Below are 26578 nucleotides of genomic sequence, written 5' to 3' on the forward strand. Positions count from 1 at the left end.
GATCAGCCGAATTCGGGTGCGTACTCTTCGATCGGCCGGACGTCGGCGTAGGCCGTCTCGGCGATATGCGCCGGTGCCGGACATTTACTGAGTTCGGCGGCGATCTCGGTGGCGCGGTCGAAGCTCTCGCATTCGACGATCCAGTATCCGGCGAGCACCTCCTGGGTTTCGGCGTAGGGTCCGTCGGTCACGAACGGCGCGCCGTTCTTGGTGGTGATCCGCCGGGTGTGCACCGGCTGGGCCAGACCGCGCGTTTCGACGAGTTCACCGGACTCCTCCAACTTCTTGTTGAGGTTCCCCATGAACTCGGTCATCGCCGCGAAATCCTCGGCACTCCATGCCGGTTTGCCGGTGTCCTTGCCGACCATGCCGTCGTAGTCCTGCTGCGAGCCGTAGCTCAGGATCATGTACTTCATGACAACTCCTCCGCTGTGACGGCGCCCGTGTGGCGCCGCTCGTCAGATACGTCGCAGCCGCTGACCATTCTCGGACATCGCCACTGCTGAGCGCAGCAGTTGCGGGACGCGCCCGGCGACCGCGCCGAATTCGACGGCGGTGGCGAGCGCGATGACGCGGTTCGCGATCTGGATCCGGCCCAGCGAGCCGACAGACTGATCGGGTGGCGGAGGAGATCGAACCCGGTGCGTGTGCCGCCTGCGGCAGCACCACCAGCGGGCCGACCAGACCCCGCGGGCAAAGTGGTGCCCTTGGTCCACTCGCTGTCTTTGTCCGACAGGGGTTCTCCCTGTGGTGTGAGCGACTCATCAGCGGATATCGAAGGAGGTGGACTTGCGGACATCGGTGCGCGCCAGGGATCGGGTGGGGCGAGCCGGTGCACGCACGGCGGGTGGTACCCGTGACATGCTGGGGCACATGGTGATCGATGGTTTTGTTGCGTCCGGGTTCGAGGCGGTGCGGGATGTGTTCGCGGCGAATTTCGCCGAACAAGGGGATGTGGGGGCGGCGGTGACCGTCTATCGGGACGGGCAGCCGGTGGTCGATCTGTGGGGTGGGCTGGCCGATCCGGAGGGTGAACGGCCGTGGGAGCGCGACACTGTGCAGCTGGTGTATTCGGCGACCAAGGGTGTCACGTCGACCGTCGCGCATCTGCTCGCCCAGCGTGGCGAGCTCGAGTTGGACGTGCCGGTCGCGCGGTACTGGCCGGAGTTCGCATCGGCGGGTAAGGGCGATATTCCGGTGCGATGGTTGTTGACCCATCAGGCGGGGTTGGCGGCGCTGGATAAGCCGGTGCCGCTGGCGGATGCGCTGGCCTGGGGGCCGATGGTGGACGCACTCGCCGCGCAGACGCCGAACTGGGTGCCCGGCACCGCGCACGGATATCACGGTCGCACGTTCGCGTGGCTCGTCGGTGAGGTGATCCGGCGCGCGACGGGCCGCACTGTCGGGCGGATCCTGGCCGAGGACATCGCCGGGCCGTTCGATATCGACTTCTTCATCGGCTTGCCCGCGGCCGAACGCCACCGCGTCAGCCGACTTGTGTTCGCCCCCGAGATCGATCTGGCGTCGGTACCGGAGGACTTCATCCCCGCGGAATTCCGGCCGATGGTCGCCGCGATGCGCGATCCGGAGGCACTGGTGAACCGCGCCTTCCAGGTCACCGACCCGGCCGATATCGATTTCAACGATCCCGCCGTGCACGCCACCGAGATCCCCTCCAGCAACGGCATCGGCACCGCGCGCGGCCTGGCCCGCCTCTACGCGGCGACGATCGGCGAGGTCGACGGCGCCCGCCTGCTGAGCCCCGAAACCCTTTCCGCCGCAACGCGTGAGCAGGCCAGCGGCATCGACCGCGTCGTGATGCTCCCGAACCGCTACGCCACCGGATACATGCTTCCCACCGCAGGTTTCGCCTTCGGCGGCCCCAACTCCTTCGGCCATGCGGGCCGCGGCGGCTCGCTCGCGTTCGCCGACCCGGACACCGGCATCGCCTTCGCCTACGTCACCAACTACATCATCGAAGGCGCACCGGACCTGCGCGCCCGCAACCTCGTCGACGCCGTGCACAAGGCGCTCGAGTAGCGGCTGCCGTCGGCGGAACATGCCTGCGCGACAAGGGGAACGGCAAGGAGGTCATTTACGTACGGGCTCGCGGGAGGTCGAACCGCCGGTGGGACTGGCGGTGCGGTTGCGAGCACTCAGCGGAGTGTGGGTGTGCGTGCCGTCGGACCGCGCGGAGCAACTGGCCGAAATGCAACCTTGTCGAATGGGGCGGTTTTCATGATTGACGTGATCGTTGTCGGCGGCGGACCGACCGGCGTAATGCTGGCCAGCGAATTGCGGCTGCACGGTGTGCACGCGCTCGTGCTGGAGAAGGAAGCGGAGCCGACCAGGGTTGTCCGCGCGCTCGGCCTGCACGCGCGCAGCATCGAGGTGATGGACCAGCGCGGTCTGCTGGAGCGGTTCCTCGCGCTCGGTCAGAAGTACCAGGTCGGTGGGTTCGTCGCCGGCATCCCCACGCCGTGGCCGGACCGGCTGGACACCGCGCATCCGTACGTCCTCGGCATTCCGCAAACCGTCACCGAGCGCCTGCTGACCGAGCACGCCACCGAACTCGGCGTCGAGATCCGGCGCGGCCGCGAACTGGTCGGGCTGAGCCAGGACGACGACGGAGTGAACGTCGAGCTGGCCGACGGCACGCAGTTGCGCTCGCGCTACCTCGTCGGATGCGACGGCGGCCGCAGCTCGGTGCGCAAGCTGGTCGGCGTCGGCTTCCCCGGCGAGCCCACCAGGGTCGATACGCTGCTGGGCGAGGTGGAGCTGACCGCGCCGCAGGAGGAGCTGGCCGCCGTGGTGGCCGAAGTCCGCAAGACCCAACCGCGGTTCGGCGCCGCGCCCCTGGCGGATGGTGTGTACCGCGTCGTCGCTCCCGCCGACGGGGTGGCCGAGGACCGCACGATCCCGCCGACCCTGGACGAGCTGAAACAACAACTGCGGGCGACCGCGGGCACCGACTTCGGCGTGCACTCACCGCGCTGGCTCTCTCGCTTCGGCGACGCCACCCGGCTGGCCGAGCGCTACCGGACCGGCCGGGTGCTGCTGGCAGGCGACGCCGCGCACATCCACCCACCAGTCGGCGGACAGGGACTCAACCTCGGCATCCAGGACGCGTTCAATCTCGGCTGGAAACTGGCCGCCGAGGTCGACGGCTGGGCGCCGGAGGGGCTGCTGGACAGTTACGAGACCGAACGGCGCCCGGTGGCCGTCGACGTGCTGGACAACAGCCGCGCGCAGATGGAACTGATGTCCCTCGAGCCCGGTCCCCAGGCAGTGCGCCGCCTGGTGTCGGAACTGATGGACTTCGAAGATGTGAACCGGTACCTGATCGAGAAGATCACCGCGATCGGGGTCCGCTACGACTTCGGCGAGGGCCATGAACTGCTCGGACGGCATCTGCGGGACGTGCAATTGAAGCGGGGACGCCTCTACGAGCTGATGCGCGGCGGCCGCGGACTGCTGCTCGACCAGACCGGCCTGCTCTCGGTGGCGGGCTGGGCGGACCGGGTCGACCACGTAGTCGACGTCAGCGAGGAACTGGACGTGCCCGCGGTGCTGCTACGACCGGACGGCCACGTGGCGTGGGCCGGTGCAGACCAGCGGGATCTGATCGACCAGCTCCCGAAGTGGTTCGGCGCTGCCGCCAGCTGACAGGTCGTAGGGTTCGGCGATCAGGTCGAGCAGCTCGCGTGCGGCGCCCGTGTCGGCGAATCGCGCTGGGCGAGTAGTGGACTCGCGGATCAGCGCAGGCTGTTGATCCAGCGACGAGTGTCGGCGGGGTCGATGACGTCGTCTAGTTCCAGGACTGTGGCGGCGGTGAGGGCCTTTCCGTTCGCGTAGGCGAGTTGGACCAGGTTGTCGAAGGCTTCCTGGCGTTGAGCGGGGTCTTCGATGGCGGCGAGTTCCTTGGCGAAGCCGAGGCGGACCGCGCCCTCCAGGCCCATGCCGCCGATTTCGCCGGTGGGCCAGGCGATTACGAAACGTGGGGCGCGGAAGGAGCCCGCTGCCATGGCTTGTGCGCCGAGGCCATAGCCCTTTCGGATGATGACTGTGCCGAGCGGGACGGTCAGTGCGGCGGAGTCGATGAACAGTTTGCTGAACTTGGTGACGGTGGCTTCCTTCTCCGCTTCCGGTCCGACCATGAAACCCGGTGTGTCGCAGAGCGATACGATCGGCAGGCCGTGGGCGTCGCACAGTTGCAGGAAGGCGCTGAGTTTGTCGGCGGCGGGGGCGTCGATCGCGCCGCCGAGATGGTGGCAGTCGTTGGCAATGAGACCGAAGGGGCGGCCTTCGACGCGGATGAGCGCGGTGACGACACCGACGCCCCAGTCGCGGCGCAGTTCCAGCACCGAGTCGACGTCGGCGACCGATGCGATGACCTCGCGGATATCGAAGGCGCGCAGACGGTTCTCCGGCACCACATGGCGGGCGACCCGCGGATCCGGTGCCGCCCAATCCTTCAGCGGCCCTTGGAAATACGACAGATAGCGCCGAGCCATGGCAACCGCCTCGACCTCGTCCGCGGCGACGATGTGCACGACACCGTTGCGGCGTTGGACGTCGACGGGACCGATGTCCTCGGGTGCGTACACACCGAGTCCACCGCCCTCGATCATCGCGGGGCCACCCATGCCGATATTGGCATCGGGGGTCGCGATGACCACATCGCACATACCCAGCAGAGCGGCGTTACCCGCGAAGCAGCGCCCGGACACTATGCCTATCAACGGAACTCGACCCGATAGCGCGCCCATGGCGCGGAAGGTGGTCACATCGAGGCCGGAGATGCCCGAATAGTCGGTATCCCCCGGTCGCCCACCGCCGCCCTCGGTGAAGAACACCACGGGCAGCCGCTGTTCGTGCGCGAGTTCCAGCATCCGGTCGGTCTTGGCGTGATTGCGCATGCCCTGGGTGCCTGCCAGCACGGTGTAGTCGTACGACATCACCAGCGCCCGAGCGACTTGCGCGCCGAACTGGTCGGCATTGATGGTGGCGATGCCGCCGATCAGCCCGTCGGCGGGTGTATTCGCGATCAGATCCTCAGGGCTGCGGCGAAGTCGCTGTGCGGCAACAGCGAGCGCGCCGTATTCGAGAAAGCTGTCGTCATCGACGAGGTCGGTGATGTTCTCCCGGGCCGTCCGGCGTCCCAGCCGATGCCTTTTCGCAACGGCCGCCGGACGACCCGCATCGAGTCCGATCCGATGCCGCTCCCGCACCTCCGCCAGATCGGCGCGCACCGCATCCAGATCGATCGCCTCGATATCCGCGGCCGGCCCATCATGATCGGCCTCGACCCAGCTCAACAACAACGCATGCGGATCAACCGTGGCACCCGGTGCGACAAAATGGCGCAACACCCGCAGCGGCTGTTCCGCCCGCAGCACATGCTGCATCTTCATCGCCTCGAGCACAACGACTTCCGCCCCCGCCGGAACAACACTCCCCTGCTCTACGAGACTCACCACCGTCCCACCCATCGGGGACCGCATCCCCTGCTCATCGCCGTCCAGCGCAACGTCGCCAGCGCCATCGCCGCTGGCAGAATCCGCCGCCTCGGCACCCTGGTCCGGACCGACCACGACAGGTGCGTAATAGGCTGCCTGACCGAGGAGTTCGCCGATGTGCTCCTCGAACCACGAGGTCGACACCACCGCGCCCTCGGCGATCCGATCCAGCACCGCACGCAACAGACCCGCGTTCGTATCGACACCGGTGATCACCGTTTCCGCCAACGCGTCCGAACAACGCCGCACCGCAGCCGAATACGTCGGCCCATGCGCAACGACCTTCGCCAGCAGCGAGTCGAACTGCGCACCCTGCCGCATCCCGGTGTGCGCGGCGGTATCCACCCGAACACCCACCCCGGTCGGCGCGGCGAACTCCGTCAGCACCCCGGTACTCGGCAACACCTCCCCACCCACTGTCACCATCTCGGCATTGACCCGGGCCTGCACCGCGAACCCTCGCATCGCAGCAATCCCAACACCATTCGACCCGGCCCCAGCTGCCAGACCATCGCGTCGCGCACCGTCACTGCGCCCAGCCGTTCCCCCGAATCCCCCTGCCCCATCGCCCCGCACAGGACCGGACCGCCAAGTGTCGTCCGCAACCTCGGGGCCAGCCGACAGGGCGAGATCATCGAGTCCGGCGCCACGTGCGAGGTCGAGCTGCACTGCTACCAGGTCTACACCGGTCACTGCCTCGGTGACCGTGTGTTCGACCTGCAGGCGCGGGTTGACTTCGAGGAACCAGGCGTCGTCGCCGGTGACCAGGAATTCCACGGTGATCACCCCGCGGCAGGAGACTGATTCGGCGATCCGAATCGCATCGCGGTGCAGTCGTTTCCGAAGTGCGGCAGGCAGATTCGGGGCCGGGGCGATTTCGATCAGTTTCTGGTGGCGGCGTTGGACGCTGCAGTCGCGATCGCCCAGCGTGGTGGCTCGCACTCCGTCGGCGATCACCTGTACTTCGATGTGCCGTGAGTCGGTAGCCAGCGCCTCGGCATAGACGGTGTCGTCGCCGAAACCGGCGCGGGCTTCGGCTCGGCAGCGGTCGAATGATTCGGCGAGCGCGTCGGCCGAGCGCACCACGCGCATACCGCGTCCGCCGCCACCGGCCGCGGCCTTCAGCATCACACCGGCCGGGTGGCCGGTGAGGAATGCGGATACCTCGGCCAGATCCGCGCCGAGTGCAGTCGCGGGCAGTACCGGAACCCCGGCCTGCCGTGCGGCATCGCGAGCCGAGAGTTTGTTGCCGAAGATACGCAGCACTTCGGGCGAAGGACCGACGAAAACCAGACCGGCCGCCGCACACGCCGCCGCGAAATCGGCGCTCTCGCTGAGGAATCCGTAGCCCGGGTGCACCAGCGCACCCGCACCCGCCACCTTGGCCGCGGCGACCACGGCGGTGATGTCGAGGTATGCGGCGGCCCCGACGCCGGGCAGTTGGACCGCGTCGTCGGCCAGTCGCACCGGCAGTGTCGCCACCTCCTCGCGGGTATACAGCGCGAGCGTGGAGTAATTCCGCTCGCGGGCCGTCCGGAGCACCCGGACCGCCACCTCACCCCTGTTCGCCACCACCACATGCATGCCGACAGTCTGCTTTGACATTGACGTCAATGTCAACGACGATGGGCATATGACACAGGCAGGCTGGTCGGTCCGCGCGGCGCGGGAAAGATCGCATACCGACCGCCACCGCGCCCTGCTCGATGCCGCCGCCCGCGTCTTCGCCGAGCGCGGCTACGACCAGACCACCGTCGCCGATATCACCTCTGCCGCAGGCGTTTCCCGGGCCACGATGTACGTCTACTTCGCCTCCAAGGACGAAATCTTCCTCGCCCTTGCCGCCCGGGTCCGCGACGAGTTCCTCGCCGCCCAGGAACCCGATATCGACACCGACAACCCGCGAGAAGTGCTGGCCGCCACCATCGATGCCTTCGCGGCCGCGGTCCGCAACGCCGGATCCATGCTGCGCCTCATCGACGAACGCGGCGCCGTGGACGACCGAGTCGCCACCCTCGCACGGGAAATCGCCGAACGCCCCGTCCGCCGCTTCACCCGCTACCTCGAACGCCTGCACGCCGCAGGCCGCATCTCCCCTGCCGTCCCATCCCGAATCGTCGCCGAAACCATCGGCTACGCCCTCACCCGCGGCACCCTGACCCGCATTGACGCCACTCCCCGCGCCCGCGCCACCTACCTCGCCCACATCCGCACCGTCGCCGAAACCCTGGTGTCCCCAACCTGATTCACCGAGGGTGAGAAATCGGGGGTAGTCGTGCATCTGAACGGAATCCGGCGCTACGGTTCCGCCTGGCCTGAATACGGCTGCGCGCCGGCTATCGGCGGCCAGCAGTTCCCATACCCGTGTGCGTTCGGCGGCTCGGAACGGAGTTGATCAGGAGGAATCGGCCTGCTTGCGTCGCTGCCGAAGCGCGCGCATCGACACCTGCGATCCGCATCCGGGACTGCAATAGCGCGCTGCTCGGTTGCGGGTGCGATCGATGAAGCCGAAGTGACACGGCGGATTGCAGCATGCCTTGATCCGCATCCAGTCCCCGCGCTGCGCCGTCTCGGTCACCGCCGCGAGAACGCTCCCCAGAACACCGGGGACACCGGTCGATCCGGGGAAAAGTTGTGCCGTCTGCGCGGTGACGACCGTCGTCAGTGGATAACGAATACCGGCCTGCCGCAGGTAGCGTTCCGCCTCGACGACCTGGGCATCACCGATATCCGGATCGCCCGCGTGTGTCAGCAACGTCGTGACCAACGCGTCGCGAAGCTCGCGCGCGGCCACCGCGTCGGAGTCGGTCACCACAGTGGCCGCGTCCAGCAGACCTCGCTGGATCGCCCAATCCGCGAATCCCGCAGCCGTGCCGAAGATCTCGACGCGCCCCGTGCCGTCGGCTCTGGTGTTGACGAACCACAACACCAGAGCAGCCGCATCATCGCTCCACTGCGGTACCTCCACTCCTTCACGATACCAACGCCACGTTCGGGCTAGCCCATTCGGTCACAACTCTCGCACGAGAACAGCTTGAAATGTTGCGTGCTAATCCGTTACGGTCGCAACATGACGAATGAAGGACATACTCCCCGGGTCTGGTTCATCACCGGAGCCTCCTCGGGCATCGGACGCGAGCTCGCAATTCAGGCGCTGGCATCCGGTGAATCCGTTATCGCGGTAGCTCGACACACCGAAACCCTCACCGGCCTGGCACAACCCGACCAGCTGCTCACGATCGAGGCAGACGTGCGCGACGAGACAGCCGTCGCGCAGGCGGTCGAGCAGAGCGTGGCTCGCTTCGGCCGCATCGATGTCGTCGCCAACCTCGCCGGCTACGGGCTCTTCGGGGCGGTCGAGGAAGCCTCCGACACGCAAGCACGGGCGATCTTCGACACCAACGTCTTCGGCGTACTCAACGTCCTGCGCGCGACCCTGCCGGTGCTGCGGAGCCGGCGATCCGGGCACATTCTGCAAGGCTCGTCCTACTACGGCCAGACCGCCGACCCCGGCGTCGGGCTGCTCGCCGCGACCAAGTACGCCGTCGAGGGGCTCTCCGACGCGCTCGCCGCCGAACTAGCGCCACTCGGTATCCACGTCACTCTCGTGCAGCCCGGCCTGACCGCGACACCTTTCCTGTCGAACCTCGCCGCGGCTAGCGCAACCCACGCCGACTACGACCAGACGGTACGCACCGTGCAGCAGGCGATCCGAGCACTGCCCGCCACGGCTTTCTCCGCTGTCGATCGCGTAGCCGCAGGCATCCGAACCGCCGTTGCCAGTGACAATCCGCCCCGCCGTCTCGCCCTCGGCATCGCCGGATCCGACAACATGCGCACCGCGCTCACCGCACGCCTCGACGACCTCGACGAATGGGCCACCGTCACCAACCTGGTCGATGCCCACATGGGATAGACAACTTCGCAGCGGGGCCGCGCGGGATTGCGCGCGGCGAGGATCGCCGCGTCCTAGGCGATGAGCTTGCGGGCCCGACCAGTCTGATTACGGGCAGCGGCGGCCGCGCCGTCGAAGGTGAGCACGCCGTCCTCGAGCGGCGCTTTACGCAGCAGCGCACGGTCGCGGAAGTAGTTGTTGATGACCTGCCACGGGCCGCGGGCGCCCTGACGCGGCATCACGCCGTCGCCGCGCTGGATGTAGCCGGAGGTCAGGGCGCCGCCCATTACCGACTGATCGGAGCGGTCGGCATCTTCGGCGACCGCGACCACCTTCGTGAAGCCGTGCGCCTTCATGTGGTTGAGGACTCGGCAGAAGTATTCGGCGGCCAGATCTGCCTTGAGGGTCCAGGACGCGTTCGTGTAGCCGAGCACCAGCATCGCATTGGGGATGCCCTCGAGCAGGGTGCCCTTGTAGACCACGCGCTCGCGGGTCACCACCGGTTCACCGTCCACCTCGAGCGTCGCGCCGCCGAGGATCTGCACGGTGAGGCCGGTCGCGCTGATCACGATGTCGGCGGGTAGCTCTTCGCCGGACGCGAGGCGGATGCCGGTCTCGGTGAAGGTCTCGATGCGGTCGGTGACGATCGAGGCCTTACCGCTGCGCAGCACCTTGAACAGGTCACCGTTGGGCACGACGCAGAGCCGCTGATCCCACGGGTTGTAGGACGGGGTGAAGTGCCGCATGTCGATCTGCTTGCCGACCTGCATCCGCACCGCGCCGAGGAACAGCTTCTTCGCCAGTTCGGGGTTGGTGCGCGAGAGCTGGAAACTTGCCCGCTGCAAGGCGATATTGCGCGCCCGGCCCGCCCGGTAGGCGATCTTCTCCGGCACCCGCGCGAGCTTCATGCCGACCGCGACCGGATCGTCGGCGGGCAGTGCGGTGATGTAGGTGGGCGAGCGCTGCAGCATGGTGATGTGCGCGGTGTCGTCGGCCATCGCCGGGATCAGCGTGATCGCGGTGGCGCCGCTGCCGATCACCACGACGCGCTTGCCACGGTAGTCCAGCCCCTCCGGCCAGTGCTGCGGATGCACGATCTGCCCGCGGAAGTCGGCCTCGCCGGGGAACTCCGGGCGGTACCCGTTGTCGTAGTCGTAGTAGCCGGTGCAGCCGACCAGGAAGTTACTGGTGAAGATCTCGGTCTCGCCGGTCTGCTCGTCGAGCGCCTCGACGGTCCACAGACCGGCCTCGCTCGACCAGCTGGCCTTGGTCATCTTGCGCCCGAAGCGGATGTGCTCGGTGACGCCGTACTCGGCGGCGGTGTCCTCGATGTACTGGCGGATATGCGGCCCGTCGGCGAGCACCTTGGTGCCGATCCATGGTCGGAATCCGAAGCCGAAGGTGTACATGTCGGAGTCCGAGCGGATGCCCGGGTACCGGAACAGATCCCAGGTCCCGCCGATGGCGCGGCGGCGTTCCAGGATGGCATAGCTGCGTCCGGTCTTTTCGCGGGTGAGATGGCAGGCCATCCCGATGCCGGACAGGCCCGCGCCGATGATCAGTACGTCGACATGCCGCGTCATTGAGGTATCCGTTTCGTCTGGTCTCACCCGGGCACCCTTGTCCGAGCGTCCCCACGAGATTACGTGTGATTAACGGTAACGTCTAGTCCACCCTCGGCGCACGGGGGCGAAGCAGCGCCACAATGAAGGGTTCGGTCCATGCCGCTGCGTCAGGTAGTTAGCGGGCAAATCTGCCCGTCGACATGGCGATCAGCACAATGTCAGCGCTTGCCCAACAATTGCCCGACGCCGGATTACGCATCATGCAACAACGCGTCGGGTGCTCAACTGCACGCCGCGCATGCGCGCATCGAATTGCTCATCGATCGCCCACAACGGCGAGCGCAGGTCCCCCGCCGTCCACCGCGCGAACTCCCCCGACGAGAATGGATGGCCGACTCCGCCCGATAGCCGGAGCCAGAGCACGCAGTAAGGGAGTTCATGACCAGCGCAACCCGGTGGCGCCGCCGCCTGCCCGACTCCGCGACGAGCCAGGAGGCCGGGTCGCCGACCCTGAAGCGCAGCCTGGGGCGCGTCGACCTGACGGCCATGGGTGTGGGCACCATTGTCGGCGCCGGCATCTTCGTCATCACCGGTGTCGCCGCCGCCGAGAAGGCTGGGCCGTCGATCGTGCTGTCGTTTCTGCTGGCCGGCACGGTCTGCGTGCTGGTCGCGCTCTGCTACAGCGAACTCGCGGCCATGGTTCCGGTGTCGGGCAGTGCCTACACCTACACCTATGCCACCCTCGGCGAGGGGCCGGCGTTTCTGGTCGGCTGGAATCTGCTGCTCGAATTCGTCATCGCGGGCGCGGCCGTGGCGATCGGCTGGTCCGGCAGCGTCGTATCGGCGCTGGACTCCATGTTCGGCATCACCCTGCCCACCGCCATCACGGCGGGTCCGTCCGAGGGCGGCATCCTGAACCTGCCCGCCGTGCTCGTCATCGCCGTCATCGTCGCGGTGCTCGTCGGCGAGGTGACCCTGACCGCCCGGATCACCAAGGTGCTGGTCGCCGTGACTATCGGTGTGCTGGTCCTGGTCGTCGCGATCGGCGCACCGCATATCGATATCGGCAACTGGACCCCGTTCGCGCCCTTCGGATTCGGCGGCGTTGTCGGCGGTGCCGCCATCGCGTTCTTCGCCTTCCTCGGCTTCGACGTGGTCGCCGCCTCCGCCGAGGAGGCACGCAATCCGCGCCGCGATATCCCGTTCGCGATCATCGGCACCGTGCTCATCGCGACGCTGCTCTACGCACTGGTCAGCGCCGTGCTCACCGGTATCGCCCCATTCGCGAGCCTGAACAACGCGTCGCCGATCGCGACCGCATTCGGGAATCTGCACGTCGGCTGGATCGGCAATGTCATCGTGATCGCCTCGATCATCGCGCTCACCAAGGGTCTGCTGCTGATCGTCTACGCACAGGTCCGGCTGATGTTCGCGATGTGCCGCGACCGGCTGCTGCCGCGCGGTCTCGCTGAAACCGGCAAGCGCGCGACCCCGGTCCGGCTGACACTGCTGCTCGGCGCCGTGTGCGCGACCATCGCCGGTCTGCTGCCGATCGATATCGTGGTGGAGTTGGTGAATATCGGCGCGCTCTCGGCCTTCGCCGTCGTCTGCGTCGGTGTTCTGGTGCTGCGCAAACTGGAACCGAATCGCGAACGTCCGTTCCGCACCCCGCTGGTGCCGCTGGTCCCGATTCTCGCGCTCATCGGCTGCGTACTGCTGGCAACCACCTTGGACGGGCTGACCTGGGTGCGGTTCGCGGTCTGGGTAATCGTCGGTATCGCGGTCTACCTGGGATACGGCCGCAAACGCTCCACCTTGGCCGGCCCGACCGTAACCGCCTCAACGGTTTCTGCCGACCGGTAACCGGCGCGAATTTCGCCATTGGGACCTTGCACTAATGCATTCCGAATCATTGCGCAGCACTGGCGAATTCGGCACGCTCTCTGGGTAAGAGCCACGGCGCATACCGCTCGCGGCCGTGCCGGAAAGGACGACGACCCGAGATGTCCGATGACGAAAAGCAGATCCGAATCCTGATCGAGCGATGGGCGTCGGCGGTGCATACCGGCGATCTGGCCGGAGTGCTCACCGATCACGCCGACGATATCGTCATGTTCGACGTGCCCCCGCCGAACGAAGGTGTGCGCGGTATCGAGGCGTATCGGGATACCTGGCCCGGCTTCTTCGAATGGCAGGCATCGGGTGCAACTTTCGACATCGTCTCACTCGAGGTCGTGGCGGGCGCGGATGTGGCCTTCGCGCATGCACTGCTGCTGTGCGGCACCGCCGAGGATTTCGCCCGCGATCCGGCCAAGCGGCTGCGCATCACCTTCGGCCTGCGCAAGCAATACGAGCGCTGGAGCGTGGTGCACGAACACCACTCCTTCCCCGACGACAGCCCCGCACTCGAGGCCTGAGCCCACCCCGGTTCGCTACGGTGGCATCGAGCGCAACGATGCACCCGCCGCCCAGCGGCCGCACCGTTGCCGAGAACACGGCATCGAGTGCACCGGGAGTTCCACGTGAATCAGCCTGATAACGACGCCTTTTCCAACCATGCGGGCACCCGTCCCGCGGCTTGGTACGAGAACTGGACGCAGGTCCCCGATTCGCCCTGGCGGGACCGACCCGAGCCCGGCGGCGAACGCGAGTACCGCACACTCACCTACGAACGCGACGGACGCATCGCGCGGATCACCTTCAACCGCCCGGACAAGGGCAATACGATCACCCCGGACACCCCAGTCGATCTCGCGCACGCGGTCGAGCGCGCCGACCTGGATCCGCGGGTACACGTGATCCTGGTATCCGGGCGGGGCAAGGGTTTCTGCGGCGGCTATGACCTGGACATGTTCGCCGAACAGGGCAGCCACGGTGTCGACGGTTCGACCGATACCACCGGCACCGTGGCCGATCCGGTGGTGCAGGCGGTCAATCACAATCCCTGGGGCACATGGGATCCGATGATCGACTACGCCATGATGAGCCGGTTCAACCGCGGTTTCGCCAGCCTCATGCACGCGAACAAACCGACCGTCGCCAAACTGCACGGCTTCGCCATCGCGGGCGGCACCGATATCGCGCTCTACTCCGACCAGATCATCTGCGCCGACGACACCAAAATCGGCTACCCGCCCACCCGCGTCTGGGGCATCCCGGCGGCGGGCATGTGGGCCCATCGCCTCGGCGATCAGCGCGCCAAGCGCCTGTTGTTCACCGGCGACTGCATCAGCGGAAAGCAGGCCGAGGAGTGGGGTCTGGCGGTCGAATCGTGTCCGGCCGACGAACTCGACGAGCGCACCGAGGCCTTGGTGGCACGGATCGCGCGCATGCCGGTCAACCAGCTGATGATGGCCAAGCTGGCACTGAACTCGGCGCTGCACTCCCAGGGCGTGACGAACTCGGCGATGATCAGCACCGTGTTCGACGGAATCTCCCGGCATACGCGCGAGGGCTACGCCTTCCAACTGCGTTCGGCCACCGTGGGTTTCCGCGAGGCCGTCCGCGAGCGCGACGAACCGTTCGGCGACTACAAGCGCGCCCAGTTCCGCACCGAGGAGTAGCGGTTCAGCGGGTGTAGCGGTGTTTGACGCCGACCGGGAAGTAGTCCGGATCGCCGGCGGGGCGCAGCTCGACGTGCGGTAGTTGGCGTTCGGACGGAACGTAGTGCGCGTATTCGCTATTGCGGCCGACCAATTCGGCGCGAATGGATTCGGCGACGCGGCGGGTGCGTTCGGGGGTGTTCGCCGCATCGGGAACCAGTTCCACGGTGACGCGCAGCATCCGGTCGTGGTCGGCGTTCTCCCACACCTCGAGTACGAACTTCCCGGTTACCCATTCGCTGATTTCCGGCTGTTCCAGTCCGATCGTCACCGTCTCCGGAAAGACATTCGCGCCGAATATCGATACCGCGTGCAGCGTCCGCCCGAATACGTAGACGAACGGCAGCTCGGGCCCGGTATCCGCACCGAGATCGAGGCCGTGCGCGGCGCAGAACGCGAGCATGTCCGCGTGCGATATCACACCGCCGTCATCGGCGATGTGATACCGGATCAGTGGAACTCCGGAATCGGCGGTGAATGCGAGTGTGCCGTCAATGGATTCGAAGTACCGATCCGACGGATCGTATTGCAGCAGCGTGGGCAGTCGCCGACTCCCGAACAGTTCCACACCGGCGGGATGGTCGCCGAGAAATCTGCGGATCCGCACACTCAACGGCGTCTCGTTGCCGAGCACTCCGCCGTCGGCGGTCCCGTACAGCGCGGCCACGTCCCGCAGCGGATCCAGCTCCGCCCGCTGGGCCATCAGATCGCGCCACTGTTCGCTGATCACCTCACCGGCCAGAACGAGTTTGACCGCGTAGCGCGACCATTCGACACCCGCGCGCAGTCCGGTATCGATAACGTCCTTCAGGAACGGCGGATATCCCAGCAGCACAACCTGATCGACGTGCCCGCCCAACTCCGGGATCACCCGCAGGATCTCCGCCTTGTTGTTACCGGGCGCGACGATCGTCAACGGCAACTCCGCGGCCAATGCCTGCAGACACGACAGCGTGTACAGCCCGCCGACCCAGGTCCCGAGCGGAAAGCACACCACCGCGAGCGTCCGCGTCGTCGCGGCCCCGAATCCGTCGACGAGCACCTGCGCGAACCGGCGCACCGATGCGGCCTCGTCCGCGGCGGTGCGCGGCCAGAAGGTCGGGGTACCAGTCGATCCCGAGGACACCGCGATCAGATCGCAATTGGTCAGATCGCCGCCGCGGCACCGTTCGGGTAGCGGATAGCGCTGGTGATAGTTGGCCTTGGTCGTCAACGGCAGCTGCTGGAATGTGGCGGTATCGGTGATCTTCTCCGGATCGATACCGTGCGCATCGAGAAATGCCCGGTACGCGGGCACCGTGGCCGCGGCCTGCGCCACCAGTTCGAGAATTCGCTGATTCGGATCGGCTGTCATGTCCGACCTTTCTCCCCGTTCGCGGCATCCACGCTACCGGTGCCGCGTGCACGACATGCTCTACTGTCGCGATCGGTAGTGAGAAGATGTTGTCACCGCCTTCGGCGTACACCTCGCTGGAGGATGGATGTGGCGTCGGGGCAATCTCGGAGTAACCAGGGGGCCCGCACCATGCAGCATCGGTATCTGATTCTCCCTGCACTGGTGGCGCTGCTACTCATGACGACGGGCTGCGCGGGTCCGTGGACCGTCCCCGGGACGCCGGTACCCGCCCCGCAACCGCTGCCGACGCTCGAGGCTTATATGGCCCAGCACATCGGTTGGCGGCCGTGCGAGAACGGCGAGGCCGACTGCGGTTCGATCCGAGTCCCGGTCGACTATGCCGATCCGGGCGCCATGGCCATCACCATGCCGCTGATCCGGCTGCGGGCCACCAACCCGGCCGCCCGCCTCGGTGTCCTGACCGCGAACCCGGGCGGGCCCGGCGAATCCGGTTATGAGCAGGTGCGTTATGCGCTGGATCCGAAGGATACGGGCCTGCGCAAATTCCGCATCCGCTACGACCTGGTCGGTTTCGATCCGCGCGGCGTCGGCCGCACCGCCGCGGTCAACTGCCTCAGCGATAAGGAGATGGACGACTACCTGGCCACCGACTTCACCCCGACCGATGCGGCGGGCCTGCGCCGCGTCGCCGACGCGCACACGCGCTATGCGACCGCCTGCCTGCGCAAGACCGGCAAACTGCTCGGCTTCGTCGGCACCGAATTCGTGGCCAGGGATATGGACATCATGCGCTCGGCCCTCGGTGAGGAGAAGCTCAACTATTTCGGCTTCTCCTACGGCACCCGGCTCGGCCAGTACTACGCCGATCAGTTCCCGGCGCACGTCGGCCGCATGGTGCTCGATTCGATCGACGACCCGAGCTGGACGACGGGCCGCTGGGATTTCACCCCCGATCCTCAACCACCGGATCCGACGCGGATCTCGGCGCGCGACCAGGTCGTGCGCGACATGCTCACCGCCTGCGCCGCGCGTTCGGATTGCCCACTGGACCACGATCCCGATATCGCCATGCGCAAGCTGCGCGAGCTCATCGATCGCGTGGACAGAGATCCGATTCCGACCAAGGACGGCCGGATGCTCGGCTCGAATCTGGCGGTGCTCGGCATTTTCGAGGCCACCTACGACGAAGCCAAGTGGCCCCGATTCGAGCGGGCATTCGCGGATGCGCTGCACGGCGACGGCACCGGACTCGCCCAGCTCGCCGATCGGTATGTCGGCCGCAGCGACACGGGCCGCTACTCCTCCTCTGATCCCGCCTTCTGGGCGGTGCAGTGCGCCAACGACGATCCCAAGAGCTATAGGTCGAAGTCGCAGGAGCAGATCCTGGCGGAACTACAGCGCGAGGCCGACCTAGCCGAGGTCACCTCTCCGCTGTTCGGTCGGAACCGGGCCTTCAGCACGCCGCTGTGCCTGTTCTGGCCGGTACCGCCGACGAGCGCGTCGAAGACCGTGCACGCGGCCGGCGCACCGACCATCGTGCTGCTCAACAACACCGGCGATCCGGCCACGCCATTGGACGATGCCGAGCACGTCGCCAAGGAGCTCGCCGACGCGGTGCTGGTCGTCAGTGAACACGAGGGCCATATCGCCTTCGACAACGGCTCCGCCTGCGTCGACGCCGCCGTCGTCGGATACTTCTTCGACGGCGTGGTCCCCGAGCGCGGCACCCGCTGCCACGACTGAAACCGGAAACGGTGGGATCGCGGCGCTCGATAGTCATTTCGAGTACGGGAGGACAAACGGGGATGTCGGATATGCGGGCTGGGTTCGGGGTGCTCGGACCGGTTCAGTTGACGATCGATGCGGTGGCCCAACCGCTCGGCGGCGTCAAACAGCGTGCGGTACTGGCGTATCTGGTGCTCAACGCCAACCGGCCGGTGTCGACGGAGGCGCTGGCGCAGGCGGTGTGGGAGGAAAACCCGCCGCCCGATATCCGGATCAGTCTGCACACCATGGTGTCGAATCTGCGAAAACCCCTGCGGGATGCCGGTCTCGACGCGCGCACGATTCTCTCCCGCGCCGGAACCGGATACCGGATCACGGTGGCCGGGGACGGCTGTGATGTCCAGCGGTTCCGCGCCCGCAAGGAATCCGGATTGCGAGCCATGGCCGCGGGCCGGTTCTCGGTGGCAAGTGAGGTGCTTTCCAGTGCGCTCGCGCAATGGCGCGGCACCGCACTGGCCGATCTGCAGGGGCTCGGGTTCGCCGATGCCTTCGCGACCGCCCTCGACGACGAGCGCGTCGGCGTCATCGAGGCCCGCGCCCAGGCCGAGATCGCGCAGGGCCGAGCCGACAATGTCATCTCCGAATTGGCCGAACTGGCGGATAAGTACCCGTTGCGAGAACCGCTGTGGGAGCAGCTGATCACCGCGCTGTATGTGAGCGGGCGGCAGAGCGACGCACTCGAGATGCTGCGCCGGTTGCGTGCGACGCTGGCCGATGAGCTCGGCATCGATCCGGTCGCTTCGATTCGCGAACTCGAGACGCGGATGCTGCGTCAGGAACCGCTCACCCCGCCCACGGACGCCGTCGCATCCGCACTGCGCGCGACCACGGTCGTCGATCTGATAGCCCCCGGATCCCAAGCGTACCTGCGGGATTCGACCGGACAGACCTTCCCGATCACCGGCCCGTTCACTCGCATCGGACGGCTGCCCGATAACGATATCGTGCTCGATGACGGCAAGGTCAGCCGCCATCACGCCGTGATCGTCAGCAATGGGCTGTCATGCCTGCTGAAGGATCTGTTGTCCTCCAACGGTGTTTACGTCGGCGGGGTTCGGGTCATCGACGGGATCGCGCTCACCGACGGCGCGGTAATCCGCATCGGCGATACCGAATTCACCTTCGGTATCGTGCCGCAGAATTAACGGAAGTGCTTGTCGAACCAGTTCAGCAGTTGGGCTTCGGTTTTCGGACCGGGTAGCGGGTTTGCCGGCGGCAGCGTGCAGAACAGGGCGAGCAAGTGCGCGTCGTTGTGTACGGCGAGCAGACAGGAACGGTCGCCGGTATCCGGATCTTTGTCCAGATAGCAGAAGAACCGGCCGACCTCGGTGTTGGCCTTGCGCCATACGTCGTCGGTGCCGCCACTACCGCAGACGTGTCCGCCGAGCACGCCGACGTCGGCTCGGTACAACGACTCGGCCGACTGTGTGTCCGGGAATCCGTAGAAGATGGCGGACGGATAATCGGCCTGAGTACTGCACACTACGACGGCGTTCACCGTGCGCTCGGGTGGACTATGCAGACAGTTCCCTGGACCGAAGTCTTTGGCGAGCCGACTGAAGATCGCGCGGTCCTCGGGCGTGAAATAGTCCGGGTCACGGGCGGTTTCGTTGGTCAGGAACTGCGTTCCGGTGAACTTGGTCATATAGTCGCGCTGCGGCTCGTCGCTCGGCTTCGGCCACATGTACATCGCCAGCGCCAGCTGGGCCTCGTCGGTCATCAGCAGGGACGGTCCGGGCGTGGCCGGTGTGTCCGCACGGTTGGCGAAGCACGCCTTACGGCCGATCTCCTTGCCGTCCAAGATCGAAGGGCCATCCGTACCGGCGGGGTCACCGGGGCAGTTCATGGTCTGGAAGGTGCGCGACAGGAGGTTGTAGTAGTCGTGCAAGGCGTCGAGGCTGCGGAAGCGCATGAATCTGGCCGCGGATTCACTGGCCGCGGGGTAGTTCTGGCAGAAGATGGCGGCGACAGTGGTGGAGGCGTCGGGCTGCTCGTGCACGCAGGTGGAACGCTTGCGGCCGGCCTGGGCGACGATCTTCAGCAGGTCGATATCCGCGCCGCGCAATGCGGTGGCGTCGGCGAGCGCGGTGCCTTTGCGGTCATTGAGCAATGTCCAAGCACCGAAACCGGCCCCAGCGGCGATGAGTGCGGCGGCCACCAGGATCAGCGCGAGCAGTACACGGCGGCGTGACGCGGGCTTCGGGGTGCCGGTCTTTTGGTCGCCGGTAGTCCGGGAATCAGATGTCCGGGCTTCGGGAGGCCGAGTCTGCTGTGTATCGAGGGGCGAATCACCCATTACCCCTGCGGCATTCGATGTTTGCGCAGTGATGGCATCCGGTGCCGCCGTCGCTTGCGGCGTTGCCGCTGTCGGTGCGCGCCCCTCGGTGACCACACCGGCGCCCGTCAGCGCCGCCTGCGCGGCGGTCGCGAGTTCGCCTGCGGCGCTGAAACGTTCGCGCACACTCTTGGCCATGCCCTTGGCGATGACGGTGTCGAGCGCGGGCGTCACGTTGGACCGGATCATGCTCGCTCGCGGCACCGGCTCGAACAGATGCGCGCTGATGATCTGGGCGTCGGTACTGCCCGGATAAGGCCTTGTGCCCGTGAGGCATTCGTACAGCACACACGCCAAGGAATAGACATCGACCGCGGGTGTGGTGTGCTCGGCTCGGAACCGCTCCGGTGCCATATAGCTGAACGAACCGATCACCGCACCGTGAGTTGTCAGCCGTTGATCGGTGCTGGAATGGGCGATACCGAAATCGACCAGATAGGCGAAGCCGTCCGGTGTGAGCAGGATATTGTCCGGTTTGACGTCGCGATGGATCAAGCCCTCGGCGTGCGCGGCATCCAATGCGGCGGCGATCTGACGGATCACCGACACCGCTTCCTCCGGCGCCAGCGGTCCCTTGTCACGCAACACCGACGGCAAGCTGGCACCGTCCACCAATCGCATGTCGATATACAGGCGGCCGTCGATCTCGCCGTAATCGTGAATCGGGATGACATGCGGTTCCCGCAGTCGCGCGGCCGCATCGGCCTCGCGCTGGAACCGTTCGCGGTACTCCTGGTCCTGTGCGAGCTTTTCCAACAGCACCTTGATCGCGACAGTGCGGCGCTTGCGCACGTCGTAGGCCTGGTAGACCTCGCCCATGCCACCGCGACCGATCAGCCGATCCAATCGGTAGTGGCCGAACATCGCGCCCACGGTGAGTGGCCCGCGCTGGCTCGTCATCTCGTCCTCCGCGATGCAGACCGAAGCCGTTCGCTCGTCGGTCAACTGTAAGTTCGCCGGGCTGTTCCATGAGTGGTTTCGCACCGACTACCGCAATGTTCCCCCTGATTGATCTTCGCGGCGGCTCGGATGGTTAACCGTTGGTGCCGTCGCGCCGCCGATCCAGCGCGACGATAGGGTCCAGGAGTGACCTGGACCGTTGGCTTCGACCTCGATATGACGCTGATCGACTCCCGGCCGGGTGTGAGCAAGGCGATCGACCAGTTGGGTGCGGAATTCGGGCTGCCGTTGCGCGGGGCCGCGTTCGCCGACCGGCTGGGGCCGCCGCTGGGGATGCTGCTGGCCGACGCCGGTGCGCCCGAGGAGTCGATTCCGGCGCTCGTCTCCCGCTACCGCGAGATCTATCCATCGATCGTGCCCTACATTCCGGCCATGCCGGGTGCCGATGCCGCACTGGCCGCGGTGCGGGCGCGCGGCGGGCGGGTGCTCATCGTGACCGGTAAGCACGAGCCGCTGGCGCGACTGCACGTGGCAGAACTCGGTTGGCGGATCGACGCGGTGGTCGGGGACCTCTGGTCGGACGGCAAAGCGGCCGCGCTCCGCGCGCACGGTGCCGAGTTGTTCGTCGGCGATCACGAGGGCGATATGCGTGGCGCGCGGGCGGCCGAGGTCTATGCCCTCGGAGTCACGACCGGCCCGTGCGATGCCGATGAATTGCGCACTGCGGGAGCGGAATTCGTTTTGAATGAGCTCACCGAGTTCCCGGACTGGCTCGCCGCGCGCTAACGGCCCCTGGCCGCGCTCTCCAACGCCTCGAACCGCAACGCCAACCCATCCAGCAGCGCGCGCAGCCCGGTCTCGAAGGCGGCGTCATCGATATCGCGCTGCCGCCCCGACAGCAGATGGGCTTCGTCCAGATGCGGGTAGTTCCCGCGATACACGGCGGCATCCTCCGGGAACCCGCCCGCGAACGACCCCAGCGTCGACCCGGTGACGAAGAACCGCATCAGCGCGCCCACCTGCGTCGCCTCCCGCCGCGGCCACCCCGCCGCCACCAATCCCCCGAATACCGCATCGGCCTGTCGCAACGCGTTCGGCCGTCGGCCCATGCCCTGATTCAAGGCGGGCACCAATTTCGGATGCGCCGCCAGCGCCGCGCGATACGATCTCGCCCAATCACGCAGCGCCACTTGCCAATCCGAGATATCGGTGAACATGGTCAGGTCGATCCGGCCGAGTACGGCGTCGACCATCGCGTCCAGCAGATCGTCCTTGGTGGCCACGTGGTTGTAGAGCGAGGGGCCCTGCACGCCGAGTTCGGTGGCTAGTCTGCGGATCGATACCGCCTCGAGGCCTTCGGCATCCACCAGATCCAGCGCGGCCGACACGATGCGGTCGCGGCTGAGCAAGGGCCGTCGCGGTCTCCCCACCGAAAACCTCCTGGTCGATCCGTTCAGTGTCGCATGGCGAATACCCACAGCGAAAAACTTGCATCGTTAGTTTATCGAGGGTTAGCATACAAGAAACTTTCACCGTTAGTTTTATCAGCCGGGAGTCGTGATGAACCTGGAACTCAGCGACGAGCAGGCCGCCGCCCAGCGTCTTGCGGCGGATTTCGTCGACCGCGAGATCGCGCCGCACGCCACCGAATGGGACCGGGCCGAGTCCGTCGATCCCAAGATCGTGCCCAAACTGGGCGAACTGGGCTTTCTCGGCCTGACCATTCCCGAGGAGTACGGCGGCAGCGGAGGTGACCATCTCACCTACTGTCTGGTACTGGAAGAACTCGGCCGCGGTGACTCCGCCGTGCGCGGAATCGTCTCCGTCTCTTTGGGTTTGGTCACCAAGTCGATCAACCACTATGGCACCGAGGAGCAAAAGCGCACCTGGCTGCCGCGGCTCACCGCGGGCGAGGCACTGGGCTGCTTCGGGCTCACCGAACCCGGAACCGGTTCCGACGCGGCCCAGTTGCGCACCCGCGCCGTCCGCGACGGCGACGACTGGGTGCTGTCCGGGACCAAGATGTTCATCACCAACGGCACCTGGGCCGATATCGCACTCGTCTTCGCCCGCACCGGCGAGGAGGGGCATCGCGGCATCACCGCATTCCTGGTCCCGACCGACTCCCCCGGCTTCACTGCCCGCACCATCCACGGCAAGCTCGGACTGCGCGGACAGGCCACCGCCGAACTCGTGCTCGACGGCGTTCGCGTCCCCGATAGCGCCCGCTTGCACGACGAGGGCAAGGGTTTCACCGTCGCGATGGCGGCGCTGGCCAAGGGCCGAATGTCGGTGGCCGCCGGCTGTGTCGGCATCGCGCAGGCCTGTCTGGACGCCGCCGTCGGATATGCCACCGAGCGGGAACAGTTCGGCAAGCCGATCGCGGGCCATCAACTGGTCCAGGAACTGCTCGCCGATATCGCCCTCGATGTGGACGCGGCTCGGCTACTGGTGTGGCGGGTCGCCGATCTCATCGACCGGGGGGCCGAATTCGCGATGGAATCATCCAAGGCCAAGCTGTTCGCGAGTGAGGCCGCGGTGCGCGCGGCCGACCGGGCGCTGCAGGTGTTCGGCGGCTACGGGTACATCGACGAATTCCCGGTCGGCAAATATCTGCGCGATGCGAAGGTGATGACCCTCTACGAGGGCACCAGCCAGATCCAGAAGCTGTTGATCGGGCGTGCGCTCACCGGCGTGAGCGCATTCTGATCCCGCCGTTTCCAACTCCCCAGGAGGACATTAGATGACCAGATTCACCGACCGGGTCGCCGTTGTCACCGGCGCGGCACAGGGCATCGGCGCGGCCACCGCGCAGCTGCTGGCCGCACAGGGCGCGCAGGTCGCGGTGCTCGACCGCCAGGCCCCCGACGACACCGCGAAACAGATCGTCGCGGCGGGCGGCGCGGCCCGCAGTTATGTCTGCGATGTCACCGACCGCGCCTCGGTGGAATCGGTATTCGCCGAAATCGCAACCGATCTCGGCGGTCCGCACATTCTGGTCAACAATGCGGGCATCACCCGCGACGACCTGTTCTTCCGGCTTTCCGAGGACGACTGGAACGCGGTGCTCTCGGTCAACCTGACCGGCGTATTCCACTGCACCCAGGCCGCTCAGGAGTACATGGTCGCCCAGCGCTACGGCAAGATCGTCTCGCTGTCGAGCCGCTCCGCGCTCGGCAATCGCGGTCAGGCGAATTACGCCGCGGCGAAGGCGGGCATCCAGGGCCTAACCGCGACCCTCGCCATCGAGCTCGGACCGTACAACATCAATGTCAATGCGGTCGCGCCCGGCTACATCGCCACCGCGATGACGGCCGCGACGGCGAACCGGGTGGGACTCAGCGCCGAGGCGCATCAACAGGCCGTGGCCGAACGGACTCCGCTGGGCCGGGTGGGTCGGCCCGAGGAGGTCGCGGCGGTGATCGCCTTCCTGGCCAGTGATGAGGCGTCCTATGTCAGCGGTCAGACGTTGTATGTCAATGGCGGGGCTCGCTGACCAATAGCCGCTTTTCTCGAGGGCCAACCGAGCGCGACTGGCAGCGAGCGTTCACTCCACTGGGACCGGCAGTACCACCCCGACACCGGGCCGCTGCGGCATCATCGAGATATGGATCGCACGGAACTCGCCGCCCTGCTGCGGAAGGCCCGGGCGCGGGTGCGGCCGGGCGATGTCGGGCTGCCGAGCGGTTCGCGCCGTCAGGTGCCCGGGTTGCGGCGCGAGGAGGTCGCCCAGCTCGCCGGTGTCAGCGTCGACTATGTGGTCCGGCTCGAACAGCGACGCGGACCGCGCCCATCGGCCGCGGTGCTCGGCGCGCTGGCCCGCGCGTTGCGGCTCGAGGACATCGAACGCGATCTGCTGTTCCGGTTGGCCGGTTCGGCGCCGCCGCAGCAGGGCCGAATCGCCATGGTGGTGCGGCCGAGTGTGCTGCGGCTGCTGGATCGGATGGCAGATCTGCCCGCACTGGTGATCTCCGCGAAAGCCGATGTGCTGGCTTGGAATTCGATGGCCGCGGCATTGCTCGGCGACTTCTCCGCGTGGTCACCCGCTAGGCGCAACATCATCTGGCAGTCTTTTCTGGGCACCGAGCGCTCGCGGGTGGTCTTCACCCCCGCGGAGGCCGAGTTGGCGGCGGAGTCGTGGGTCGCCTCGCTGCGCGGTGCGAAGGCCGCATATCCCGACGATCCGGACCTGGCCCGTTTGATCGCCGAATTGCGTTCGCGCAGTGAGCGATTCGATCGATTGTGGCGTGAGGGGCGCACCGGGAACCGGCGCAGTGCCACCAAGACCATCGATCATCCCGAGGTGGGGCGGATGGTTCTGGATTGCGACGCGCTATTCGTACCCGACACCGACCAGGCCGTCGTCGTGTACTCGGCGGCACCCGGCACCCCGGCCGCTTCGGCACTGGAACTGCTGCGGATCACCGGGACTCAGCAGCTCACCGAGCGGCGCTAGGGGTAGACCGAGAACTCGTCGGCGAGGGTGTTCCAGAACAGGAGTTCGTAGTCCTGGAAGAGCCTGGCATATAAGTGCGCCTCGCCCGGCAACAGCCGCCCGCTGTCGAGCCCGGCCTGGATGGTGGCCAAGGCCTGCTCTTCGATCTCGGGGACATCGGCGGCGAAGAAGTCGAAGAACGCGCACGCGGAGTCGCCGAAGTGGTAGTGCGCGCGCATCGCCGCGGCGACGGCCTCGCAGTAGCCGCCGAATGCGTCGAGATTCGCGTAGAGCGCCGCTGCGGCAGCGGAGGGTTCGGCGTGCAACGCCAACCAGGCGACATAGGCCGGATACACCTGGCAGCCCGCCCTGGGCAACTCCATGCCCTGGTCGGGTCCCGCCGCCTCCACCAGCGCGTCCAACATGGCGAGCGCCTGCCGCTCGCCCGGTGCGAGCCCGCCGAAGAACACCCTGGCGTTCGGCTCGTCCGCCCGCGCCGCCATAGCGTGGAAGCTGCGCCAGTCGCTGCTGGTGATGCGCTGCTCCTCCGCCGCGATCGCCGCGAAGACCGCCTGCGGCGCCTTGCCCACCGAGATCAGCGGGACCAAGCGGTTGTCGTCATCGTGCGGGGCCAGTTCCGCCTGGATCCCGTCGAGCAGTTCACGGGCGGAAAGAGTCATCGGAACCTCCCTATCCGGACAGCTACCGCTGTCCATTCGAGCGTCCGACGACCATTATCGCGTTCATTCGGTTCCGTCGTCGCCGTGTTCGATATCCCAGCTCTGCCGTGCGGCGGCGATGGCTTCTTTGTGATTTCGCGACCAGTCGGCGAGCGCGGCGATGGCCGTGGCCAGGCTGCGTCCCACATCGGTGAGCCGATACTCCACCTGCGGTGGAATCGTCGGGTACGCGATCCGCTCCACCATGCCGTCCCGGCACAGCCGCTTGGTGGTCAGTGTCAGCATCCGCTGCGAGATCCCCGGAATCGCCCGCTCCAATTCACGGAACCGCCGCACCCCCTTGTTCAACTCCACGATCACCAGCACCGTCCACCGATCCCCCAGCCGGTCGAGCACATCACGGATGCCGCAGTCGTCATCGCCACAGGGGCCTTCGGGAATAGTGCCCGCCACCTGCGCGGTGACCGCCGTGTTCGTGACCGACATGAAAGTGCCTCCTTATGCC

22 protein-coding genes are annotated in these 26578 nt (G+C 66.8%); 13 read left to right on the forward strand and 9 right to left on the reverse strand.

What is annotated here, in order from left to right; genetic code table 11:
* Positions 1-2: 2 nt before the first annotated feature.
* A complete protein-coding gene (locus tag ACHQ4I_RS26235) occupies positions 3-416 on the reverse strand; it encodes a YciI family protein (RefSeq protein WP_420774505.1) in 414 nt (137 codons plus the stop codon).
* A 373-nt stretch (positions 417-789) separates the two neighbouring features.
* Between ACHQ4I_RS26235 and ACHQ4I_RS26240 the strand changes: the two genes are divergently transcribed.
* Together ACHQ4I_RS26240 and rox are read left to right on the forward strand one after the other, a co-directional pair.
* Positions 790-2040 carry a serine hydrolase domain-containing protein gene (locus ACHQ4I_RS26240; protein WP_420774506.1) on the forward strand — a complete coding sequence of 417 codons (1251 nt, stop codon included), beginning with the start codon at positions 790-792 and terminating at the stop codon, positions 2038-2040.
* Positions 2041-2238: 198 nt separating this feature from the next.
* Positions 2239-3666 (forward strand): rifampin monooxygenase, encoded by a 1428-nt coding sequence (rox, locus tag ACHQ4I_RS26245; RefSeq protein WP_420774507.1) that lies wholly within the window; start codon positions 2239-2241, stop codon positions 3664-3666.
* Between the two features lie 89 nt (positions 3667-3755).
* Here the strand turns inward: rox and ACHQ4I_RS26250 are convergent, their stop codons facing one another.
* Positions 3756-7124 carry an acetyl-CoA carboxylase family protein gene (locus ACHQ4I_RS26250; RefSeq protein ID WP_420774508.1) on the reverse strand — a complete coding sequence of 1123 codons (3369 nt, stop codon included), beginning with the start codon at positions 7122-7124 and terminating at the stop codon, positions 3756-3758.
* 28 nt (positions 7125-7152) lie between these two features.
* Between ACHQ4I_RS26250 and ACHQ4I_RS26255 the strand changes: the two genes are divergently transcribed.
* On the forward strand, positions 7153-7764 hold the full coding sequence (locus ACHQ4I_RS26255; RefSeq protein WP_420774509.1) for a TetR/AcrR family transcriptional regulator: 612 nt from the start codon (positions 7153-7155) through the stop codon (positions 7762-7764).
* 150 nt (positions 7765-7914) lie between these two features.
* On the opposite strand, the gene ACHQ4I_RS26260 is transcribed toward ACHQ4I_RS26255, so the two are convergent.
* Complete coding sequence (locus ACHQ4I_RS26260) at positions 7915-8487, reverse strand: CGNR zinc finger domain-containing protein (protein ID WP_420774510.1); 573 nt, start codon at positions 8485-8487, stop codon at positions 7915-7917.
* A gap of 102 nt (positions 8488-8589) precedes the next feature.
* Here ACHQ4I_RS26260 and ACHQ4I_RS26265 point away from each other — a divergent pair, with 102 nt between their 5' ends.
* Entirely contained in the window at positions 8590-9435 is an 846-nt protein-coding gene (locus ACHQ4I_RS26265; RefSeq protein ID WP_420774511.1) for an SDR family NAD(P)-dependent oxidoreductase, read from the forward strand.
* A 53-nt stretch (positions 9436-9488) separates the two neighbouring features.
* Here ACHQ4I_RS26265 and ACHQ4I_RS26270 read toward each other — a convergent pair whose 3' ends face one another.
* Positions 9489-10997 (reverse strand): flavin-containing monooxygenase, encoded by a 1509-nt coding sequence (locus ACHQ4I_RS26270; RefSeq protein WP_420774512.1) that lies wholly within the window; start codon positions 10995-10997, stop codon positions 9489-9491.
* Between the two features lie 420 nt (positions 10998-11417).
* Here ACHQ4I_RS26270 and ACHQ4I_RS26275 point away from each other — a divergent pair, with 420 nt between their 5' ends.
* The 3 genes from ACHQ4I_RS26275 to ACHQ4I_RS26285 all read left to right on the forward strand — a co-directional run bounded on the left by ACHQ4I_RS26275 (position 11418) and on the right by ACHQ4I_RS26285 (position 14542).
* Positions 11418-12842, forward strand: coding sequence for an APC family permease (locus ACHQ4I_RS26275; RefSeq protein WP_420774513.1), 1425 nt, complete (start codon positions 11418-11420; stop codon positions 12840-12842).
* Positions 12843-12982: 140 nt separating this feature from the next.
* Positions 12983-13396 (forward strand): YybH family protein, encoded by a 414-nt coding sequence (locus tag ACHQ4I_RS26280; RefSeq protein ID WP_420774514.1) that lies wholly within the window; start codon positions 12983-12985, stop codon positions 13394-13396.
* Between the two features lie 105 nt (positions 13397-13501).
* On the forward strand, positions 13502-14542 hold the full coding sequence (locus tag ACHQ4I_RS26285; protein WP_420774515.1) for a crotonase/enoyl-CoA hydratase family protein: 1041 nt from the start codon (positions 13502-13504) through the stop codon (positions 14540-14542).
* Between the two features lie 4 nt (positions 14543-14546).
* On the opposite strand, the gene ACHQ4I_RS26290 is transcribed toward ACHQ4I_RS26285, so the two are convergent.
* Complete coding sequence (locus ACHQ4I_RS26290; RefSeq protein ID WP_420774516.1) at positions 14547-15935, reverse strand: phenylacetate--CoA ligase family protein; 1389 nt, start codon at positions 15933-15935, stop codon at positions 14547-14549.
* A 171-nt stretch (positions 15936-16106) separates the two neighbouring features.
* On the opposite strand from ACHQ4I_RS26290, the gene ACHQ4I_RS26295 reads away from it, so the two are divergent.
* Positions 16107-17681: an alpha/beta hydrolase gene (locus ACHQ4I_RS26295; RefSeq protein ID WP_420774517.1), complete on the forward strand. Its 1575-nt coding sequence runs from the start codon at positions 16107-16109 to the stop codon at positions 17679-17681.
* Positions 17682-17743: 62 nt separating this feature from the next.
* On the forward strand, positions 17744-18868 hold the full coding sequence (locus tag ACHQ4I_RS26300) for a BTAD domain-containing putative transcriptional regulator (protein ID WP_420774518.1): 1125 nt from the start codon (positions 17744-17746) through the stop codon (positions 18866-18868).
* On the opposite strand, the gene ACHQ4I_RS26305 is transcribed toward ACHQ4I_RS26300, so the two are convergent.
* Positions 18865-20958 carry a serine/threonine-protein kinase gene (locus ACHQ4I_RS26305; RefSeq protein ID WP_420774519.1) on the reverse strand — a complete coding sequence of 698 codons (2094 nt, stop codon included), beginning with the start codon at positions 20956-20958 and terminating at the stop codon, positions 18865-18867. The genes ACHQ4I_RS26300 and ACHQ4I_RS26305 overlap by 4 nt on opposite strands.
* Positions 20959-21144: 186 nt before the next feature.
* Here ACHQ4I_RS26305 and ACHQ4I_RS26310 point away from each other — a divergent pair, with 186 nt between their 5' ends.
* The gene (locus tag ACHQ4I_RS26310) at positions 21145-21744 is read left to right on the forward strand and encodes an HAD family hydrolase (RefSeq protein ID WP_420774520.1); all 600 of its coding nucleotides are present in this window, start codon (positions 21145-21147) and stop codon (positions 21742-21744) included.
* Here the strand turns inward: ACHQ4I_RS26310 and ACHQ4I_RS26315 are convergent.
* On the reverse strand, positions 21741-22388 hold the full coding sequence (locus ACHQ4I_RS26315) for a TetR/AcrR family transcriptional regulator (RefSeq protein ID WP_420774521.1): 648 nt from the start codon (positions 22386-22388) through the stop codon (positions 21741-21743). The two genes, ACHQ4I_RS26310 and ACHQ4I_RS26315, sit on opposite strands and share 4 nt — an antisense overlap.
* 130 nt (positions 22389-22518) lie before the next feature.
* Here ACHQ4I_RS26315 and ACHQ4I_RS26320 point away from each other — a divergent pair, with 130 nt between their 5' ends.
* The 3 genes from ACHQ4I_RS26320 (at position 22519) to ACHQ4I_RS26330 (ending at position 25414) form a co-directional block, all read left to right on the forward strand.
* Positions 22519-23667, forward strand: coding sequence for an acyl-CoA dehydrogenase family protein (locus tag ACHQ4I_RS26320; RefSeq protein ID WP_420774522.1), 1149 nt, complete (start codon positions 22519-22521; stop codon positions 23665-23667).
* A 34-nt stretch (positions 23668-23701) separates the two neighbouring features.
* Positions 23702-24454 (forward strand): 3-oxoacyl-ACP reductase FabG, encoded by a 753-nt coding sequence (gene fabG / locus ACHQ4I_RS26325; protein ID WP_420774523.1) that lies wholly within the window; start codon positions 23702-23704, stop codon positions 24452-24454.
* 111 nt (positions 24455-24565) lie between these two features.
* The gene (locus tag ACHQ4I_RS26330) at positions 24566-25414 is read left to right on the forward strand and encodes a helix-turn-helix transcriptional regulator (protein ID WP_420774524.1); all 849 of its coding nucleotides are present in this window, start codon (positions 24566-24568) and stop codon (positions 25412-25414) included.
* Here the strand turns inward: ACHQ4I_RS26330 and ACHQ4I_RS26335 are convergent.
* Positions 25411-26073, reverse strand: coding sequence for a hypothetical protein (locus ACHQ4I_RS26335; protein ID WP_420774525.1), 663 nt, complete (start codon positions 26071-26073; stop codon positions 25411-25413). The genes ACHQ4I_RS26330 and ACHQ4I_RS26335 overlap by 4 nt on opposite strands.
* Positions 26074-26136: 63 nt before the next feature.
* A complete protein-coding gene (locus tag ACHQ4I_RS26340) occupies positions 26137-26559 on the reverse strand; it encodes a winged helix-turn-helix transcriptional regulator (protein ID WP_420774526.1) in 423 nt (140 codons plus the stop codon).
* Positions 26560-26578: the final 19 nt, after the last annotated feature.

Source organism: Nocardia nepalensis, from assembly GCF_048910785.1.
Classification (GTDB): domain Bacteria; phylum Actinomycetota; class Actinomycetes; order Mycobacteriales; family Mycobacteriaceae; genus Nocardia; species Nocardia nepalensis.

Coding starts and splice junctions, on each gene's coding strand:
- ACHQ4I_RS26330 (WP_420774524.1), top strand. CDS start 24,566: ATGGATCGCACGGAACTCGCCGCCCTGCTGCGGAAGGCCCGGGCGCGG.
- ACHQ4I_RS26295 (WP_420774517.1), top strand. CDS start 16,107: ATGCAGCATCGGTATCTGATTCTCCCTGCACTGGTGGCGCTGCTACTC.
- ACHQ4I_RS26320 (WP_420774522.1), top strand. CDS start 22,519: ATGAACCTGGAACTCAGCGACGAGCAGGCCGCCGCCCAGCGTCTTGCG.
- ACHQ4I_RS26280 (WP_420774514.1), top strand. CDS start 12,983: ATGTCCGATGACGAAAAGCAGATCCGAATCCTGATCGAGCGATGGGCG.
- ACHQ4I_RS26340 (WP_420774526.1), bottom strand. CDS start 26,559: ATGTCGGTCACGAACACGGCGGTCACCGCGCAGGTGGCGGGCACTATT.
- ACHQ4I_RS26250 (WP_420774508.1), bottom strand. CDS start 7,124: ATGTCAAAGCAGACTGTCGGCATGCATGTGGTGGTGGCGAACAGGGGT.
- ACHQ4I_RS26300 (WP_420774518.1), top strand. CDS start 17,744: ATGTCGGATATGCGGGCTGGGTTCGGGGTGCTCGGACCGGTTCAGTTG.
- ACHQ4I_RS26255 (WP_420774509.1), top strand. CDS start 7,153: ATGACACAGGCAGGCTGGTCGGTCCGCGCGGCGCGGGAAAGATCGCAT.
- ACHQ4I_RS26290 (WP_420774516.1), bottom strand. CDS start 15,935: ATGACAGCCGATCCGAATCAGCGAATTCTCGAACTGGTGGCGCAGGCC.
- ACHQ4I_RS26275 (WP_420774513.1), top strand. CDS start 11,418: ATGACCAGCGCAACCCGGTGGCGCCGCCGCCTGCCCGACTCCGCGACG.
- ACHQ4I_RS26270 (WP_420774512.1), bottom strand. CDS start 10,997: ATGACGCGGCATGTCGACGTACTGATCATCGGCGCGGGCCTGTCCGGC.
- ACHQ4I_RS26235 (WP_420774505.1), bottom strand. CDS start 416: ATGAAGTACATGATCCTGAGCTACGGCTCGCAGCAGGACTACGACGGC.
- ACHQ4I_RS26335 (WP_420774525.1), bottom strand. CDS start 26,073: ATGACTCTTTCCGCCCGTGAACTGCTCGACGGGATCCAGGCGGAACTG.
- rox (WP_420774507.1), top strand. CDS start 2,239: ATGATTGACGTGATCGTTGTCGGCGGCGGACCGACCGGCGTAATGCTG.
- ACHQ4I_RS26305 (WP_420774519.1), bottom strand. CDS start 20,958: ATGACGAGCCAGCGCGGGCCACTCACCGTGGGCGCGATGTTCGGCCAC.
- fabG (WP_420774523.1), top strand. CDS start 23,702: ATGACCAGATTCACCGACCGGGTCGCCGTTGTCACCGGCGCGGCACAG.
- ACHQ4I_RS26265 (WP_420774511.1), top strand. CDS start 8,590: ATGACGAATGAAGGACATACTCCCCGGGTCTGGTTCATCACCGGAGCC.